This is a genomic window from Citrobacter sp. S55_ASV_140, assembly GCF_018919505.1.
Taxonomy (GTDB): domain Bacteria; phylum Pseudomonadota; class Gammaproteobacteria; order Enterobacterales; family Enterobacteriaceae; genus Citrobacter; species Citrobacter werkmanii.
In genome coordinates this window covers 29,847-45,643 of sequence record NZ_JAHLQZ010000015.1, presented here as the reverse complement: position 1 = coordinate 45,643, position 15,797 = coordinate 29,847, and the positions used below count along the sequence as shown (strand labels likewise).

15 protein-coding genes are annotated in these 15,797 nt (G+C 50.7%); 8 read left to right on the top strand and 7 right to left on the bottom strand.

Annotation, left to right across the window (positions count from 1 at the left end; genetic code table 11):
* Together KQJ18_RS04625 and KQJ18_RS04620 are read left to right on the top strand one after the other, a co-directional pair.
* Positions 1 to 678 (top strand): MerR family transcriptional regulator (locus KQJ18_RS04625; protein WP_216421543.1); only part of this gene is annotated, 678 nt, incomplete at its 5' end.
* A 331-nt stretch (positions 679 to 1,009) separates the two neighbouring features.
* Positions 1,010 to 2,284 carry a Glu/Leu/Phe/Val dehydrogenase gene (locus tag KQJ18_RS04620; RefSeq protein WP_038641196.1) on the top strand — a complete coding sequence of 425 codons (1,275 nt, stop codon included), beginning with the start codon at positions 1,010 to 1,012 and terminating at the stop codon, positions 2,282 to 2,284.
* A gap of 49 nt (positions 2,285 to 2,333) precedes the next feature.
* On the opposite strand, the gene KQJ18_RS04615 is transcribed toward KQJ18_RS04620, so the two are convergent.
* Genes KQJ18_RS04615 through KQJ18_RS04590 form a run of 6 tightly spaced genes read right to left on the bottom strand, consistent with a single transcriptional unit; the run spans position 2,334 to position 8,333 of the window.
* Positions 2,334 to 3,029 (bottom strand): helix-turn-helix transcriptional regulator, encoded by a 696-nt coding sequence (locus tag KQJ18_RS04615; RefSeq protein ID WP_087856086.1) that lies wholly within the window; start codon positions 3,027 to 3,029, stop codon positions 2,334 to 2,336.
* An 18-nt stretch (positions 3,030 to 3,047) separates the two neighbouring features.
* On the bottom strand, positions 3,048 to 3,563 hold the full coding sequence (locus tag KQJ18_RS04610; protein WP_199978545.1) for a fimbrial protein: 516 nt from the start codon (positions 3,561 to 3,563) through the stop codon (positions 3,048 to 3,050).
* A 13-nt stretch (positions 3,564 to 3,576) separates the two neighbouring features.
* Positions 3,577 to 4,506, bottom strand: a complete 930-nt coding sequence (locus tag KQJ18_RS04605) for a fimbrial protein (RefSeq protein WP_216421542.1) — start codon at positions 4,504 to 4,506, stop codon at positions 3,577 to 3,579.
* 27 nt (positions 4,507 to 4,533) lie between these two features.
* Positions 4,534 to 7,029, bottom strand: coding sequence for a fimbria/pilus outer membrane usher protein (locus tag KQJ18_RS04600; RefSeq protein WP_253297448.1), 2,496 nt, complete (start codon positions 7,027 to 7,029; stop codon positions 4,534 to 4,536).
* A 44-nt stretch (positions 7,030 to 7,073) separates the two neighbouring features.
* The gene (locus tag KQJ18_RS04595) at positions 7,074 to 7,751 is read right to left on the bottom strand and encodes a fimbria/pilus periplasmic chaperone (RefSeq protein ID WP_087856083.1); all 678 of its coding nucleotides are present in this window, start codon (positions 7,749 to 7,751) and stop codon (positions 7,074 to 7,076) included.
* A gap of 51 nt (positions 7,752 to 7,802) precedes the next feature.
* On the bottom strand, positions 7,803 to 8,333 hold the full coding sequence (locus KQJ18_RS04590; RefSeq protein ID WP_087856082.1) for a fimbrial protein: 531 nt from the start codon (positions 8,331 to 8,333) through the stop codon (positions 7,803 to 7,805).
* A 357-nt stretch (positions 8,334 to 8,690) separates the two neighbouring features.
* Here KQJ18_RS04590 and KQJ18_RS04585 point away from each other — a divergent pair, with 357 nt between their 5' ends.
* The 6 genes from KQJ18_RS04585 (at position 8,691) to KQJ18_RS04560 (ending at position 15,396) form a co-directional block, all read left to right on the top strand.
* On the top strand, positions 8,691 to 9,353 hold the full coding sequence (locus KQJ18_RS04585; RefSeq protein WP_170973261.1) for a winged helix-turn-helix transcriptional regulator: 663 nt from the start codon (positions 8,691 to 8,693) through the stop codon (positions 9,351 to 9,353).
* 39 nt (positions 9,354 to 9,392) lie between these two features.
* Complete coding sequence (locus KQJ18_RS04580; RefSeq protein ID WP_253297447.1) at positions 9,393 to 10,043, top strand: winged helix-turn-helix transcriptional regulator; 651 nt, start codon at positions 9,393 to 9,395, stop codon at positions 10,041 to 10,043.
* A gap of 316 nt (positions 10,044 to 10,359) precedes the next feature.
* On the top strand, positions 10,360 to 11,430 hold the full coding sequence (gene dhaK, locus KQJ18_RS04575) for a dihydroxyacetone kinase subunit DhaK (RefSeq protein WP_038641209.1): 1,071 nt from the start codon (positions 10,360 to 10,362) through the stop codon (positions 11,428 to 11,430).
* 11 nt (positions 11,431 to 11,441) lie between these two features.
* Positions 11,442 to 12,074: a dihydroxyacetone kinase subunit DhaL gene (dhaL, locus tag KQJ18_RS04570; RefSeq protein ID WP_038641211.1), complete on the top strand. Its 633-nt coding sequence runs from the start codon at positions 11,442 to 11,444 to the stop codon at positions 12,072 to 12,074.
* Between the two features lie 10 nt (positions 12,075 to 12,084).
* The gene (gene dhaM / locus KQJ18_RS04565) at positions 12,085 to 13,515 is read left to right on the top strand and encodes a dihydroxyacetone kinase phosphoryl donor subunit DhaM (protein WP_216421540.1); all 1,431 of its coding nucleotides are present in this window, start codon (positions 12,085 to 12,087) and stop codon (positions 13,513 to 13,515) included.
* 168 nt (positions 13,516 to 13,683) lie between these two features.
* A complete protein-coding gene (locus KQJ18_RS04560; protein WP_087856080.1) occupies positions 13,684 to 15,396 on the top strand; it encodes an alpha,alpha-trehalase in 1,713 nt (570 codons plus the stop codon).
* A gap of 46 nt (positions 15,397 to 15,442) precedes the next feature.
* On the opposite strand, the gene KQJ18_RS04555 is transcribed toward KQJ18_RS04560, so the two are convergent.
* Positions 15,443 to 15,697: a GlsB/YeaQ/YmgE family stress response membrane protein gene (locus KQJ18_RS04555; protein WP_006684222.1), complete on the bottom strand. Its 255-nt coding sequence runs from the start codon at positions 15,695 to 15,697 to the stop codon at positions 15,443 to 15,445.
* Positions 15,698 to 15,797: the final 100 nt, after the last annotated feature.

The window sequence follows — 15,797 nt, the reverse complement described above, 5'->3', positions numbered from 1 at the left end:
ACCCTTCGGGCATGGCAACGACGCTACGGTTTACTCAAACCTCAACGAAGCGAAGGCGGACACCGACTCTTTGATGAAGAGGATATTCAACGTATTGAAGAAATCAAACGTTGGATTAGCAATGGTACGCCTGTCGGGAAAGTGAAAGCATTACTGGAAACCAGTACCCGCGAAACTGATGATGACTGGAATCAATTGCAGGAAGAGATGATGAGCATTCTGCGGATGGCCAATCCGCCGAAGCTGCGGGCCAAAATGCTCTCTCTTGGCCGCGCGTATCCGGTCGATGCGTTGATTGACCGAGTCTATCTTCCTGTACGCCAGCGACTCATACTTGATCATAATACCTCTCGCATAATGAACAGCATGCTTGACGGCGCGCTGATCGAATATGTTGCGGTACTTCTGTCAGAAACGCGTCGCAAGTCAGGGAAAGATGCCATTCTGATGGCCTGGGATGTTGAAGACAGAACCCGTTTATGGCTTGAGGCCTGGCGCTTATCGCAATCCGGGTGGCATATCGCCATTCTTGCAGAGCCTATTGAAACACCACGTCCTGAGCTATTCCCCGGGCAAACGCTTTTCGTCTGGACCGGTACGGCGCCAACCAGACGACAAAATGAACTGCTGCAACACTGGAATGAGCAGGGATACAAAGTTATTTTCCACGGGCCTTAAGCCGACAGATGCCCAGCTTAATGCAATAAAGCAAACACATTTTATTATCATATTGTTTACTTTTAGAGGTGCGTCATAAATCTGACAAAATGTGTTTTTTGCAAAATACGCATATTAAATCACTCCAGCCTCGCAAAAGATCACAAAGACAGCACAAAACAAGCATAGTTATTCATCTTTCAACTAAAGCCCATACTATCCATGCCGATAAGCTGCGTTGGCTGGGGGGGCCACTCCATGAAAAAAATGTTAAATTTAGGTGTATATGGTGAAATTCACTGTATGCCACGGCCAAATTAAGAACATATTACTTTTATAACTAAGGTTTATCATGGATAAGTTATCTTACGCTTCAGATAGCAGCACATCTGCCTGGAATACCTACCTGCAACAAATCGAGCGTGTGGCCCCTTACCTGGGCGAACTTTCCCATTGGGTGGATACCCTGCGTCACCCAAAACGCGCGTTGATTGTCGATATCCCGGTACAAATGGATGACGGGACTATCCGTCATTTTGAAGGGTATCGCGTGCAACATAACCTTTCCCGCGGTCCGGGCAAAGGCGGTGTGCGTTTTCATCCTGATGTTGATCTTAATGAAGTGATGGCCCTGTCCGCATGGATGACCATCAAATGCGCAGCGTTGAATCTGCCGTACGGCGGTGCCAAAGGTGGTGTGCGCGTCGATCCGTTCTCACTGTCTGAAGGCGAACTGGAGCGTTTGACCCGTCGCTATACCAGCGAAATCGGCATTATTATTGGACCACAGAAAGACATCCCTGCGCCGGATGTGGGTACAAACGGTAAAGTGATGGCCTGGATGATGGATACCTATTCCATGAACCACGGCACCACCGTGACCAGCGTGGTCACCGGTAAACCTATTCACCTCGGGGGCTCGTTAGGCCGTGATAAAGCCACCGGTCGCGGCGTTTTTGTCAGCGGTCTGGAAGTGGCTCGTCGTGCCAATATCGACGTTGAAGGCGCTCGCGTCGCGGTGCAAGGTTTTGGTAACGTCGGCAGTGAAGCCGCCCGTCTTTTCGCGGCAGCTGGCGCACGCGTAGTCGCTATTCAGGATCACACCGCGACGCTGTTTAACGCTACCGGCATCGACATGTCCGCGCTGTCAGCCTGGCAACTGGAGCACAAACAGATTGCTGGTTTCCCGGGGGCTGAAACCATCGCCAGCGAGGCTTTCTGGAGCCTGGAGATGGACATTCTGATCCCTGCCGCGCTCGAAGGTCAGATCACCCGTCACCGCGCTGAAACGCTGACCTGTAAACTGATACTCGAAGGCGCCAACGGTCCAACCTATCCGGATGCCGACGACGTTCTGGCAAGCCGCGGTATTGTGGTTGTTCCTGACGTAGTTTGTAACGCCGGCGGCGTTACCGTCAGCTACTTCGAATGGGTTCAGGACATGGCAAGCTTCTTCTGGAGCGAAGAAGAGATCAACCAACGCATGGATAAAATCATGACCGATGCGATGGTGCACGTGTGGGAAAAAGCCGCCGAGAAATCCTGCTCTCTGCGTACCGCCGCCTATATTGTCGCCTGTGAGCGTATTTTGCTGGCACGTAAAGATCGCGGAATTTATCCGGGCTAAGCCCCCTAAGTAACCTTGAGCATAAGCCACTTGCGAAGCAGGTGGCTTTCTATCTGCAGCTCACCGGGATCATGTACAATTCTGCACCAGGTGCAACTGGCCGAGCTATTGTTTCTTCACTCGCTGCGGGTTTCTCTGCGCTGAAAACCCTCTTTTCCTGTGCAGCGATGAGGAATTGTAATAATTCGCAATCGGACCTCAACCTAAATTTGTTCATTAAGGCTCGACGGTGTGCCAGCACCGTTTTCTGACAAATATGCATATGCAAACCAATTTGCTTTGACGTGAGCCCTGACAATAATAAACGAATTAACTGATGCTGCTGCGCTGTGAATGTTTTATGTGGGCAACCTAAGCAAGAGCGCCCCTTATTGGTTAAATTTGCATTTTTCGCTAAGGACCAGTGATGTTTAATCACCGTCCCCATTTGACTGGCCGGAGTATCGTGAGGAATAAAAACAATATGGTTGATACATGAAGGCACTTCGCCACGCGCAGGAATATGCTCCCTGTCAATTAAACCCACAATAAGCCCTGGAGATCGGGTAAAGAATTCTGAATGGCAAAGATAATGTTCACCGGGGCTGAGCATTAAAATCATCACATCATCAGTTGCCCTATTTTTAGATTCAAAATTCTGAATGCTCAGAGTTTGCTGGGCCATTTCCAGTGAAAATATTTCTCTTAGTAATGCGATCAATCCCAATTTATACATATTGTCATCACAGCGGATGCTGATGTTCATTAAGGCGCCTGCTTTAGTTTATTGGTAGGTCATAGAAATAGTAATCGCAGAATTGATGGTTCCAGGCGTTACCAGCCCTTGCTCACTATAGATTCTGGCGCGCAAACGCCATGTATAGCGCTGATTGGAAATATTTGCGGTTAATGATTTTCCGTTGCCAAGGGGCACACCATCGCTCGCCTGTACCTGGATTGCTACGGGTGAGGCGGTACCGATATTCCGGTACATATCATTGGGATGGTCGCTATCGGCATTACCGTTAAATAATACCGTTACACGGCTTGTCCCGGCAGGACACTGTTCAACACTTAATTCAAAAGCGACCCACGGCGTGGTCGAACCCGCGGTGTATAACGATGAAGCGGTGACAGATTGCCCGGGCGTTAAATCAACAGTTTTGGTCACACTGTCGCTGCTCACCTGACAGGGCGCGGTTTTGACATTGCCGTTGATGTTGAGCGTCACAGGATCACCCATCCCCCATACAGGTGATGCGAGCATCATCACTATGGCCGTCCTTTTTCCAGGTAACATTATTTATTCCCTGTTATTGGTAAGTAATATTCAACGTCGCGGTTGCATTGGCGCTTCCCGGTCTGACGACCGGCTTAGTCTGGTAGTAACGCGCTATCAGCGGCAACGTTTCCTGCCCGCCAGTTGAACGCTTCAATACAATGCGATTATTCAGTTGCAACGGAACGTTGTTATAAAGCATTTGTATTCCTACCCCGTCTGCAGTTCCCTGCGTTCCCTGACCGTTCAGCGCCAACACGCTCGTATCGCCTGTCACATCGGGGTTCTGCGTACCCATGAGTTCCACGTTAATGTTGGCGGACGCATCGCAGTTAAGTCCAAGGTTCTGGCTATCGCTACGCGGCGGGTTAAACCCCGATTGGTTAGAGAATTCACTGGCATTAATGTCGCCAAGGTTAAAATTCAGCGTCTGGCTGGAAACAGAGCATGCTAATACCGTTACCTGCGTATTTGCATCCAGGGAAATTTGTGTAAAATAATTATCTGGTGTGACGAACCATCCCTGCATTATTACTCCCGGCGTTAAATACCCAGGGGTTATTTTCCCGGTTTTAATTAACATTACATCGTAAAAACCGAGATTATAAACGTAAGCCGTACCGTTGGATGGCAGCACAAAACTACCAGGTAAAACTGATACACGAATTCCAACACCATCGAGGTTAGTGTTAAATACATTATTTATTGGCGAGTTCGTTGCCGATAAGTAATTGAACGTATAACCGCCACTGCATGACGTTGGCCTGTCAGGAGCATCTACTTCAAGCTTTGCATACCCGGAAAGTCTGGCACGCGCAATTTCGCTACCTACCGGCGCATCGCGTTGCACAATAATATTCCCCATGGTAACTGTACCAAATAGCGTCGCATTGACGGAACAATCATCGGCATAGCTCAAACCGGGGAGAAATAATAAAATACAGAGAACGTAAATTCGGTTCATCTTAATAGACTCAATAAATAAAGTGAGTTACCGACACAGACTGTCAGTCACGGTAATACCACGATAATTTTCTTCGCTGTTCAGAGTATATTTAGCCGTACAGTGTTGTTGGTTGTCATTGCCCCAGACAACGTCCAGTACGTTTTGTGACTGCATGCCGCTTAAATAAACCTGGCCATCATCCCCTACAATGAAGCTTTGCCCCTGAACACCTCTGACCGTCACCATCGCACCAAATGGGACAGGCTTTCCGTTATCACGGCGTAACGTGAGCAATGCGCGCAATCCTACGTTGGCCACAAAATCTGTGCGAACCACCGCGCCACGGGTCGGCACCACGATTTTATTGGTCAGTTCCAGCTCAACGTCATCCGCTATAGTTGCCGTCTCCAGTCCGATATCATTTTTGCGATAGGGAGAGACGTTACTGGCAACGGTGTATCCACGAAAATCTGTGCGTACGCCACTTTGGTTTTTTATACCGACATTCGCAGCGCCCGGCGCTTTAATCAAGACGTTGGTTTCACCCAATGGCTGTGAAAATGTGACACCATCGGCGTGGGCGAGCACGCCCCCCGCTAGCGAATAATTCACCCGTTGCAGGTTGCGATCATAACTGTAACCCCCACTGACTTCCGCGTACCCGCCTTTATAATCAGCGTTCAGGCTGCCGGTATAACCCGCATCCTCGGAACCATAACCCTGCCGAATACTCCAGTTCAGAGCATTTCCCTCCAGCGCCATCCCGCTCAAGCCGACGCTGTGCGTTGTCCCACTGTTACGGCTGGTATTCATGCTATAGCTGGCCCATGAATTGGTCGAAAAGCGTTCCAGTGGAAGGCTGATATTCAGAGCGGCCAGACGATCGCTGTCGTAGCGAGCATTGCTGCCCGAATAACCGTTTTTACTCTGCGTCCAGCTAATCCCATAGCTTATTCCGTGCCAGGTGTTGTTATAACTCAGGCTCCATGACTGCAGTGGTTTTGTGTAACGCCAGTAATCTTCCCGCACCGCGCTGAGCGAAAGGGAGCCACCTGACGCTCCCAGAGACTGGTTGATGTTTGCCTCCATGCGATTACGGCGTTTCTCTATCGATGAACTGCTGACTCCATAAGAATCAAACGTGTCTTGCATCCCGGAATAGCCAGCCGTTGAATAACGGTATCCGGCAATCGAAAAGTTTGTCCCGGTTACCACGCTGTTTTTGCTGTAACGAATGCGCCAGGATTGTCCCTGCTGTTGCCCCGTATTCTGTGGCTGGGACCAGGACTGGCTAACATCAGCCGACACCGCCCCCACCACGCCAAGATTTTTCCCGATACCTGTTGCAACAGAACGATAATTATCTGCCCCCTGGACGCCGCCATAAGCCGTGAATCCTGCCGGCAAACCATAAATCAGCGTTCCCTGAACAAAGGATGTCTGCTCAACCCGACTGTCATATGAGCGATAACGTCCGGCGGTCAAGGCATATTTGAGACGCCCTTCTCGTTGCAGCACGGGCAATGAAGCAAACGGAACGGTAAAATGTTGTTCACTACCGTCGGCTTCTTTGATACTCACGTCAAGATCGCCCGCGCCTCCGGTCGGGTACATGTCGGTTATTTCAAACGCCCCCGGAGAGACGTAGTTTTGGTAAATTTGATAACCATTTTGTCGAATGATCACCTGCGCGTTTGTTCGGGCGATTCCTCGCACCACCGGCGCATAGCCTTTCAGCGAATCCGGGATCATCTCATCATCAGAGGCAAGCTGGCCGCCGCGAAAAGGAATGCTGTCAAAAACATCGGCTGGCGAAGAGCTGTCGCCCAGTACCAGTTGCGCTTTCAGCGGAATAATATTGCGCTGCACGTAGCTATAGACGGTGTCCCAGTGCGCATTTCCCTGGCTGTCTTTATTCCAGGTGCTGTAGTTACGTAACCGCCATGGGCCATAGTTAATTCCCGGACGCAGGTTAACGTACTGACTGTTGCTGTTGTTTCCTGTGTCCTTTGTCCGGCTGTTATCCCCACTGAGACTGTAATTGAGCATCATGGCTGTAATACCTTCATCCCACTGTTCTGGCGCAACATAACCGCGCGCCGGTGAAGAAAGCGCGGCCTGCGGAATACTCAATAACAACTTCTGGGAAGAAAATAACAGTTCGCTGGAAGCCTGAGGAATAGCGGACAGATCAGCGCAATTCTCGTTCCCGACAAGCCCTGGATATAGCGCTGTCTTCACACCGTAGCCCACCAACAACTCTGTTGAAAGGCACGGTTCCAGCATTCCCCCTTCCCGTCTGGTAAACACTACATCGCGGGTATCAACATTCTCTCCATTGAGAAGAATATCAACATGATATGTTCCTTCCGCCTGTTGTCCTGTCTCAAAGCCGGAAAGATCAACATCGCCATTTGTGGATCCTGTACGCTCCAGTAACGCAGGGTTAAAGTAATCACGACCTTTTACTTCATTCAGTACATTGGCGACGGTTAATAAAATAAACAGCAGCAATCGGACCGGAGGCGGATTAGTTATCATTTTGGCTATCATCATTGACATAATCTTCCCGTCCGGACTGCGTTTTAGAGTGAGGCGTGATACGCCTCACTTATCCCGCCGTAATCATTAATAATTCTGTAGGTTATTGCTCCACCGGTAATACCTGTCGGTAGTGCGAAACTCGCGCTGCGTCCGGGCGCGACAAACGTGACGTCTTCGATTCTTTTACCTGCCACGGTAATTTCATTAAAATTAATAAAGTATGAGGATGAGTTCGTCACCTGAATAAATTTACCGTCCGATTTCCAGCGTAGTTTTTCTACCTGCGCATCTGGTGTTGACTGGCTTAATCCGACCGGCCTGTAGATCAGTTTTATTCGCGTTTTGATAGCTATTTGTAATGTATTATCTTTACGCTCTGCCGACGGTATCGATTTAATATTGAGCCAGAACAGAGATTCTTTATCTTCTGGCAAATTGCCTGCGCGAATAATGCGCATTACGTTTCGCTGCCCTTTATCCAAACGATAAAGCGGTGGAGTAATGATAAACGGTGCTTTCGCCCCGTCATTGCTTTGCGTTTCAATCCAAGATTGAATTAAGTAAGGAACCGCATCAGGATTATTAACGCTCAGCGAAGCCTCTTTCTTTCCGCCATCGTAAATGACTCGGGTACCACCAATTGAGACACCCGCATGCGCAGTAGTAATACCGATCGCCACAGCAACCAGGGGCAACATGCAAAAACGTAATACTCTCATCATAAACCTCTGAAAGGGCCGTTTGCCGGCCCTTAAAACTGCACAGGTAAATCAGTTGTAGTTAACAGTGAAATTAGCCACCGCGTTAGCCGCGCCTGGAAGAACAGGCACAGCGGTTGCCACATAGGCGGCATAGAAATCCAGATTATTATCCGCGGTACTGGATAACATGTAGGTATAACCGTTGTCCTGATTAAGTCCTAAGTTCACACTGTCTGCCGTCTTAAGACGTATTGCCACACCGCCTGCCGACCCGGAACCTTGTGTGATGGCCAACAAGCTACTGTCATTACCGTCATGCGCACCGTCAAATTTCACCTTTGCTGCGGCCACGCTGGCCGGGCAATCTTTCAGCCGTAGCGTAAATTTTGTGGTGGATGCTTCATCGCCAGTACTGACGAATGCTGTTTTAGCGACACGTCCCAGATCGACCATCAACGTATTACTACCACCAATATCAACGGTACAGGCCGAATCGAGGATTTCACCATTAAAAATAACCGTACCATCATAGGCCATTGCGTTTGAGGCCATGAGAATGGCCGCAGCAGACAACGTCTTCGCTATCACATTCTTTTTCATAATTGCTTTCCTTAACTTTTATTTATAGTGCTGCATCGTTATTTACCCTGATGCAAATAACGCCTCATAACTTTATTATTGCCATCACTTTGAAAGTACTGCGAGAAATAACAATCAGCGCAAATTAGCAAGGATGGAATTAGGCTCCATGTAAGTAAAACCGATCCTTATTAGATGCTATTGCTCTTCTGCTTATGGACAATTTTGATATAGATACACGTATTTGCTCAAGTTATTTTTCGGTGTAATTTTACACCGTGCCATGGATTCCATTATCTTCCTCTCATTACCATAATTATTAAAACCAACACCATCTTATGTTGTTTTTAGCAGCATATTTATTGAGGAGGGCGACTCATGCCTGAAACAAAAATAATCATTGAATCAAGTATGTATCAAGCCTTACCGATAAAGCCGGTGGAACACATAATAAATATTATTGAAAAGCTAAAGCCAAGCACCAACATTTATGAAACAAAATACAGACAAATAATTAACTACAAGAGCAATAATTCTCATCAATGTTATTTGCTATTGAATGGCACGATTGCCATCTTCAGGCAACGCGACGGCTTTATGCTCAATTCTGAAGTCGCGCCATTTATCTTCGGACTAAGCAATCAGCTTGCAGAATCGGAATATCTCTTTATGCGGTGTGAAGAGTGCTCAACCGTTGCAGCCATTCCTCTGGAAACAGCTAATGAGATTATTGCCGATGAGGATCTGTGGGAGAGCCTGTCCATGTTACTCATTTATACGGCCGGGCGTGTTTATGACCATTGCACTCGCATTTCCGCCCCAACATCTTACGATGTTATTCGCTCACAACTTTATGAGTTGATGCGCGAATCTGACGAGTTTCGGCAGCACATTACCGCCGCAAACTATATTCAGAGCCGCACGTTTCTGTCACGGAGCAGTATCATGAAAATTCTGGCCGAATTAAAAAAAGGCGGCTATATCGTTACCGAGCGCGGCGTATTGAAACAAATACAGCAAAATATTCCCCTGAAGTATTAACCGTACGCTATGCTGCACAACGTAAACGAATGAAAATCTATGCGGGATAACCCCATTATGCCTCATGAATCGCCGATAAACCTGCTAAAACAACCCTCGCCTTATGCTCCGGAGTTGCTGCGACAATTGACAGAAGAATGCGAGTTCAGGCGCTACCCCAAAGGTAGCCGCTTTGTATTTATCCATTCTGGAGAACATCTGTGTCAGTTTATCCGCCAGGGTACGGTAAGTATTGAAAACCTGGAGAATAATCTGGCTTTAGGCATCGCCTCTGCGCCGGTGTCTCTCGGCTTCACCAGCGCATTATCAGAGAAACTATTGCTCCGCGCCCTTGAGGAATGCGAAGTTGCGACTGTCCCACTGGAAACCGTTATGGCACGCATTGAAGCAAAACAGCTTTGGGAGATCATGGCCCGGCATATGATCATCGTGACAAATAAACTGTTTATTCAAAATGAGATGGTCGCGGCCCCCACCACTTATGATGTGCTGTGCTATCAACTACAGGCTCTGGCCAAAGAATCAGACAACATTCGCCAGCAGATTGCCGCCTACCAGTACATTCTGGACAGGACGCACCTTTCACGCAGTAGCGTGATGAAAATGCTCGCGGCCTTAAAAAAAGGGGGTTATATCGAACTTGAGCAAGGAAAACTGGTGGCGATCAACCACCTGCCTGCACGATTTTAGCCTTCTTAATCTGCCTCCTGTTCGTTCACGCCCTTCACCTTGATGAACTGCCTGCCCCCTTGCCAACCGTAAAACAAAAGGATGCCCAACGTCGCAGTTTAGGCGAATTTGACGCCATCTTGTTTCAATATGGAACATATTGAGATAGCAATGTTCCTTATTGAAACACCACCAACAGCAATTTTCTTTTGCATACCCGTGTGCAAAATTACTTTATCGGCAGCGAGCGGTCGCCGTAGCGTTGTACAAACCGATACCCTACATCAGAGGCTGCTGAATTTTGGCAGCATCCAGGACTGTCTGCGGAGCATAAATAATGAAAAAATTGATCAACCGTGTTGAAGACGTACTGAATGAGCAACTCGCCGGACTGGCGAAGGCTTACCCCTCCCTGGCGCTGCATCAGGACCCGGTGTACGTCACTCGCGCAGATGCGCCGGTGATGGGCAAAGTGGCGCTCCTTTCCGGCGGCGGCAGCGGACATGAGCCAATGCACTGCGGTTATATTGGGCAGGGCATGCTCGCCGGGGCCTGCCCGGGTGAGATTTTTACCTCACCTACGCCGGATAAAATGTTCGAATGCGCCATGCAAATTGACGGCGGTGAAGGCGTCCTGCTGATCATCAAGAATTACACCGGCGACATTCTTAACTTCGAAACCGCCGCCGAGTTGCTGCACGAAAGCGGTATTAAAGTCACGACCATGGTTGTGGATGACGACGTCGCGGTGAAAGATAGTCTGTATACCGCCGGTCGTCGTGGCGTGGCGAATACCGTATTGATAGAAAAACTGGTCGGTGCGGCAGCCGAACGCGGTGACTCGCTGGAAGCCTGCGCGGCACTCGGGCGTCAACTGAATAACCAAGGACACTCCATTGGGATCGCCATTGGCGCCTGTACCGTTCCGGCCGCCGGGCAACCGTCGTTCACGCTGCAGGATAACGAAATGGAGTTTGGCGTGGGTATCCACGGGGAGCCGGGCATTGACCGCAGAGCCTTCACGTCTCTCGACCAAACCGTAGATGAAATGTTCGACACGCTGCTGGAAAACGGCAACTACAGCCGCACGCTGCGTCATTGGGACAACGTCCAGGGCGCGTGGCAGGAAGGCAAAGAAAGCAAGCGGGCGTTGCAAAGCGGCGATCGCGTCATTGCGCTGGTCAATAATCTCGGTGCGACGCCGTTGTCAGAACTCTTCGGCGTGTATAACCGCCTCGAAAGCCGTTGCCAGGATGCGGGGATCGTCATTGAGCGCAACCTGATCGGCTCTTACTGTACCTCTCTGGATATGACCGGTTTTTCAATCACCCTGTTACAGGTGGATGACGAAACGCTGAATTTATGGGATGCACCGGTTCACACCCCTGCTCTCAACTGGGGTAAATAAGGAGATTCATGATGTCCCTCACCAGAACGCAAATTGTTAACTGGCTCTATCGCTGCGGCGAAATATTCACTACCGAAAGTGATTTTCTCACCGGGCTGGACCGGGAAATCGGCGATGCAGACCACGGTCTGAACATGCATCGTGGCTTTAGTAAAGTGGTCGAAAAACTGCCGTCTATCGCCGATAAAGACATCGGCTTTATTTTAAAAAATACCGGCATGGTATTGCTCTCCAGCGTTGGCGGAGCCAGCGGCCCGCTGTTCGGTACCTTTTTCATCCGCGCCGCCCAGGTCACACAAGCCCACCAGAGCCTGACGCTGGACGAGTTGTATCAAATGATTCGCGATGGCGCAGAAGGCGTCATTAGCCGTGGTAAAGCTGAGCCTGGCGACAAAACCATGTGCGACGTTTGGTTGCCGGTGGTGGAATCTTTACGTCAGTCCTGCGAGCAAAAGCTAAGCGTACAGGCGGCGCTGGAAGCCGCAAGCCAACAAGCGGAAGCCGCGGCACAAAGCACCATCACCATGCAGGCACGCAAAGGCCGCGCCAGCTACCTTGGTGAACGCAGCATTGGCCATCAGGATCCTGGCGCAACGTCCGTCATGTTTATGATGCAAATGCTGGCTCAGGCGTCCAGAGAGTAAGGATAAAGCGATGGTAAACCTGGTTATTGTGTCTCACAGCGCCCAACTGGGCGAAGGCGTCGGCGCGTTAGCCCGACAAATGTTAATGGGCGATGGCTGTAAACTCGCTATTGCCGCAGGCATTGACGATCCTGAGAATCCCATTGGCACCGATCCGATTAAGGTGATGGAAGCCATCGAGTCCGTGGCCGATACGGATCACGTGTTAGTGATGATGGATATCGGCAGTGCGTTGCTGAGTGCGGAAACCGCCCTTGAACTGCTCGACCCTGACATCGCCGCGAAAGTCCGTCTGTGCGCCGCCCCGCTGGTTGAAGGCACGCTGGCCGCGACGGTTAGCGCTGCTGCGGGTGCTGATATCGAGCAGGTCATCCGTGATGCCATGCACGCCCTCGACGCCAAATGTGAGCAACTGGGTTTACCTTCGCCCTCGGCAGCAAAGTCCGCTTCTGCCGAACTATCACCCGACACAGATGCCCGTTCGATTGCCGTTGTGGTGAAAAACCCCAACGGTATCCACGTTCGCCCGGCCTCACGGCTGGTATCTACGCTGTCTGGCTTTAACGCCGACATGTGGCTGGAAAAAAACGGCAAGTGCGTCGTTCCTGATAGTCTCAATCAGATAGCCTTGCTGCAGGTGCGTTGTAACGACACGCTGCGCCTGATTGCCAAAGGCGAACAGGCAGAAGATGCCCTGGCCGCGTTCAAACAGTTGGCGGCAGAGAATTTTGGCGAATCGCTCGCACCAACGCAGGCGAAAAACGTGGCGACTCAGGTCCCGTCACGGGTAACGGGGACGGTATTTTGTTACACGCCATTCTCACCCGAGATAAGCCCGCAGCCCGCAGCGTCATTGCAGGCTGAGCAGCAGCGATTACAGGCCGCCATCCAGAGCACGCTGAACGATTTAAGCGAGCTAACCGCGCTCGCTGAAGAGAAGTATTCCGCCGATATCGCCGCGATCTTCTCCGGTCACCACACGCTGTTGGACGATCCCGAGCTGTTCGATATGGCGTGCGACGTAATGCGTGAAAAGCAGTGTAGCGCCGCCTGCGCCTGGCAGCAGGTGCTGAGCGAACTCAGCCAGCAGTATTTACAGCTCGACGATCCCTACTTACAGGCGCGATATATCGACATTGAAGATTTACTGTCTCGTTCGCTGCAGCATTTAACAGGAGCGACGGCGCAAATCCCGACGTTCAGCCGCCCGACAATCCTGGTCGCGGACGTCATTTATCCGTCTACGGTGTTGCAACTCGACCCGCTGACCATCAAAGGGATCTGTCTGCGTGCCGGGAGTGAGGCTTCTCACCCCGCGATTATCGCCCGTGAAATGGGACTTTGTTGGATGTGTCAGCTTGGGGAGACCCTCGATAGTATAAAGACGGGAGATACGGTCACTATTGACTGCGTGGCGCATCGGATAACCCATACAGGTTAATGGCATCAGCACACCCTTTCTCAACAGGGTGTGCATCTTCCTGGCGCGTCGGGAAATGTCTGTTTATTCGCAAAATGGGGAGTCGATCACGCGCAACGGTCGATCCTGAACTAAGGTTTTCTCATGGTAAATGCCGCTGCTTCGGCACACCGCTAAGGAGATTAACCGATGATAACACCAGCAATTCGCCATTCCGGGCTGCTTTCTGTTGCGATAAAACTGACGTTTGCCAGTACCCTTTTTGCCTTTACCTCTTTTACCGTCAATGCGGAGGACGCGCCAGCAACGACACCGCAACCACCTGATATTCTGCTCGGCCCTCTGTTTAACGATGTACAAACGGCCAAATTGTTCCCTGACCAGAAAACCTTTGCTGACGCGGTTCCCAATAGCGATCCGTTAATGATCCTCGCCGATTACCGAATGCAAAAGAATCAATCTGGATTCGATTTACGTCATTTTGTCGGAGTGAACTTTACCTTACCAAAAGAGGGTGAGAAATACGTCCCCCCTGCCGGGCAATCGCTGCGCGAGCATATTGATGGTCTGTGGCCGGTGCTAACCCGCTCAACAACAGACGTTGAAAAATGGGACTCGCTGCTGCCGCTCCCGGAGCCATATGTGGTGCCAGGCGGGCGTTTTCGCGAAATATATTATTGGGACAGCTATTTCACCATGCTGGGGCTTGCCGAAAGTAATCACTGGGACAAGGTCTCCGACATGGTGGCAAATTTCGCTTACGAGATTGATGCCTGGGGACACATTCCTAACGGCAACCGCACCTATTATCTGAGCCGTTCTCAACCGCCGTTCTTTGCCTTTATGGTTGAACTGCTGGCGCAGCACGAAGGGGATGATGCGCTAAAAAAATACCTCCCGCAGATGCTCAAAGAGTACACCTACTGGATGGAGGGCGTCGAAACGCTCCAGCCCGGTCAGCAAAATAAGCGCGTGGTCAAGCTGGATGACGGCACCATTTTGAACCGCTACTGGGATGACCGCGATACACCGCGGCCAGAGTCATGGGTGGAGGATATCGCCACCGCTAAAAGTAACCCGAACCGCCCGGCCACCGAAATCTACCGCGACCTGCGCTCCGCCGCCGCGTCCGGCTGGGACTTTAGTTCCCGCTGGATGGATAACCCCAACCAGCTAGGTACCCTGCGTACCACCAGCATTGTGCCGGTCGATCTCAATGCGCTGATGTACAAAATGGAAAAAATGATCGCCCTCGCCAGTAAAGCCGCTGGTGATGATGCCAAAGCTGCTCAATATGACGGTTTTGCCAATGCCCGACAAAAAGGGATCGAAAAGCACCTGTGGAACGACAAAGAAGGCTGGTATGCCGACTACGATCTAAAGAGCCACAAAGTACGTAACCAACTCACTGCCGCCGCCCTGTTCCCGCTGTATGTTAATGCAGCGGCAAAAGATCGCGCCAGTAAGGTCGCCGCGGCAACCCAGGCGCATCTGCTGCAGCCCGGCGGTCTTGCTACCACCTCGGTGAAAAGCGGCCAGCAATGGGATGCGCCAAACGGCTGGGCCCCTCTCCAGTGGGTCGCGGCAGCCGGGTTACAGAATTACGGTCAGGATAACGTCGCCATGGACGTAACCTGGCGATTCCTCACCAACGTGCAGCACACTTACGATCGCGAGAAAAAGCTGGTTGAAAAGTATGACGTGAGTACCACTGGCACCGGCGGCGGTGGCGGTGAATATCCGTTGCAGGATGGGTTCGGCTGGACTAACGGCGTAACGCTAAAAATGCTCGACCTGATTTGCGCCAAAGAAAAACCGTGTGACAGCGTCCCCGCATCGCGTCCAGCCCCGGCAGGGACGGCATCAACTGAGCCTCAAAAGCAGACGCAACCGACGCCATAACGAACTTTCTATTCCAAAGAAACGGCCCCCAGAGGGGGCCGCTCACTCAATCTCGTCGCACAAGCCGGAAAACACCCAGCACAACAATCGCGCCGACTACGGCCACCAGGAAGCTGTGGAGATTAAATCCGCTGACATCACCGCCGATACCAAACATTGTTGCCAGCCATCCGCCGACCACAGCGCCGACAATACCGAGAATACAGGTCAGGATAAATCCACCGCCATCGCGCCCCGGCATAATCAGTTTGGCGATAACACCTGCAATCAGACCAAAAACAATCCAGGCAATAATTCCCATTTTCAGGCCCTCTTTCCAGTGAATGTGCGCTCGTTATTCCCGCGCCAGTGCATTAAGTATAGGCAAGCTGTTGGATGACGTTTTTCCACACAGACTTAAT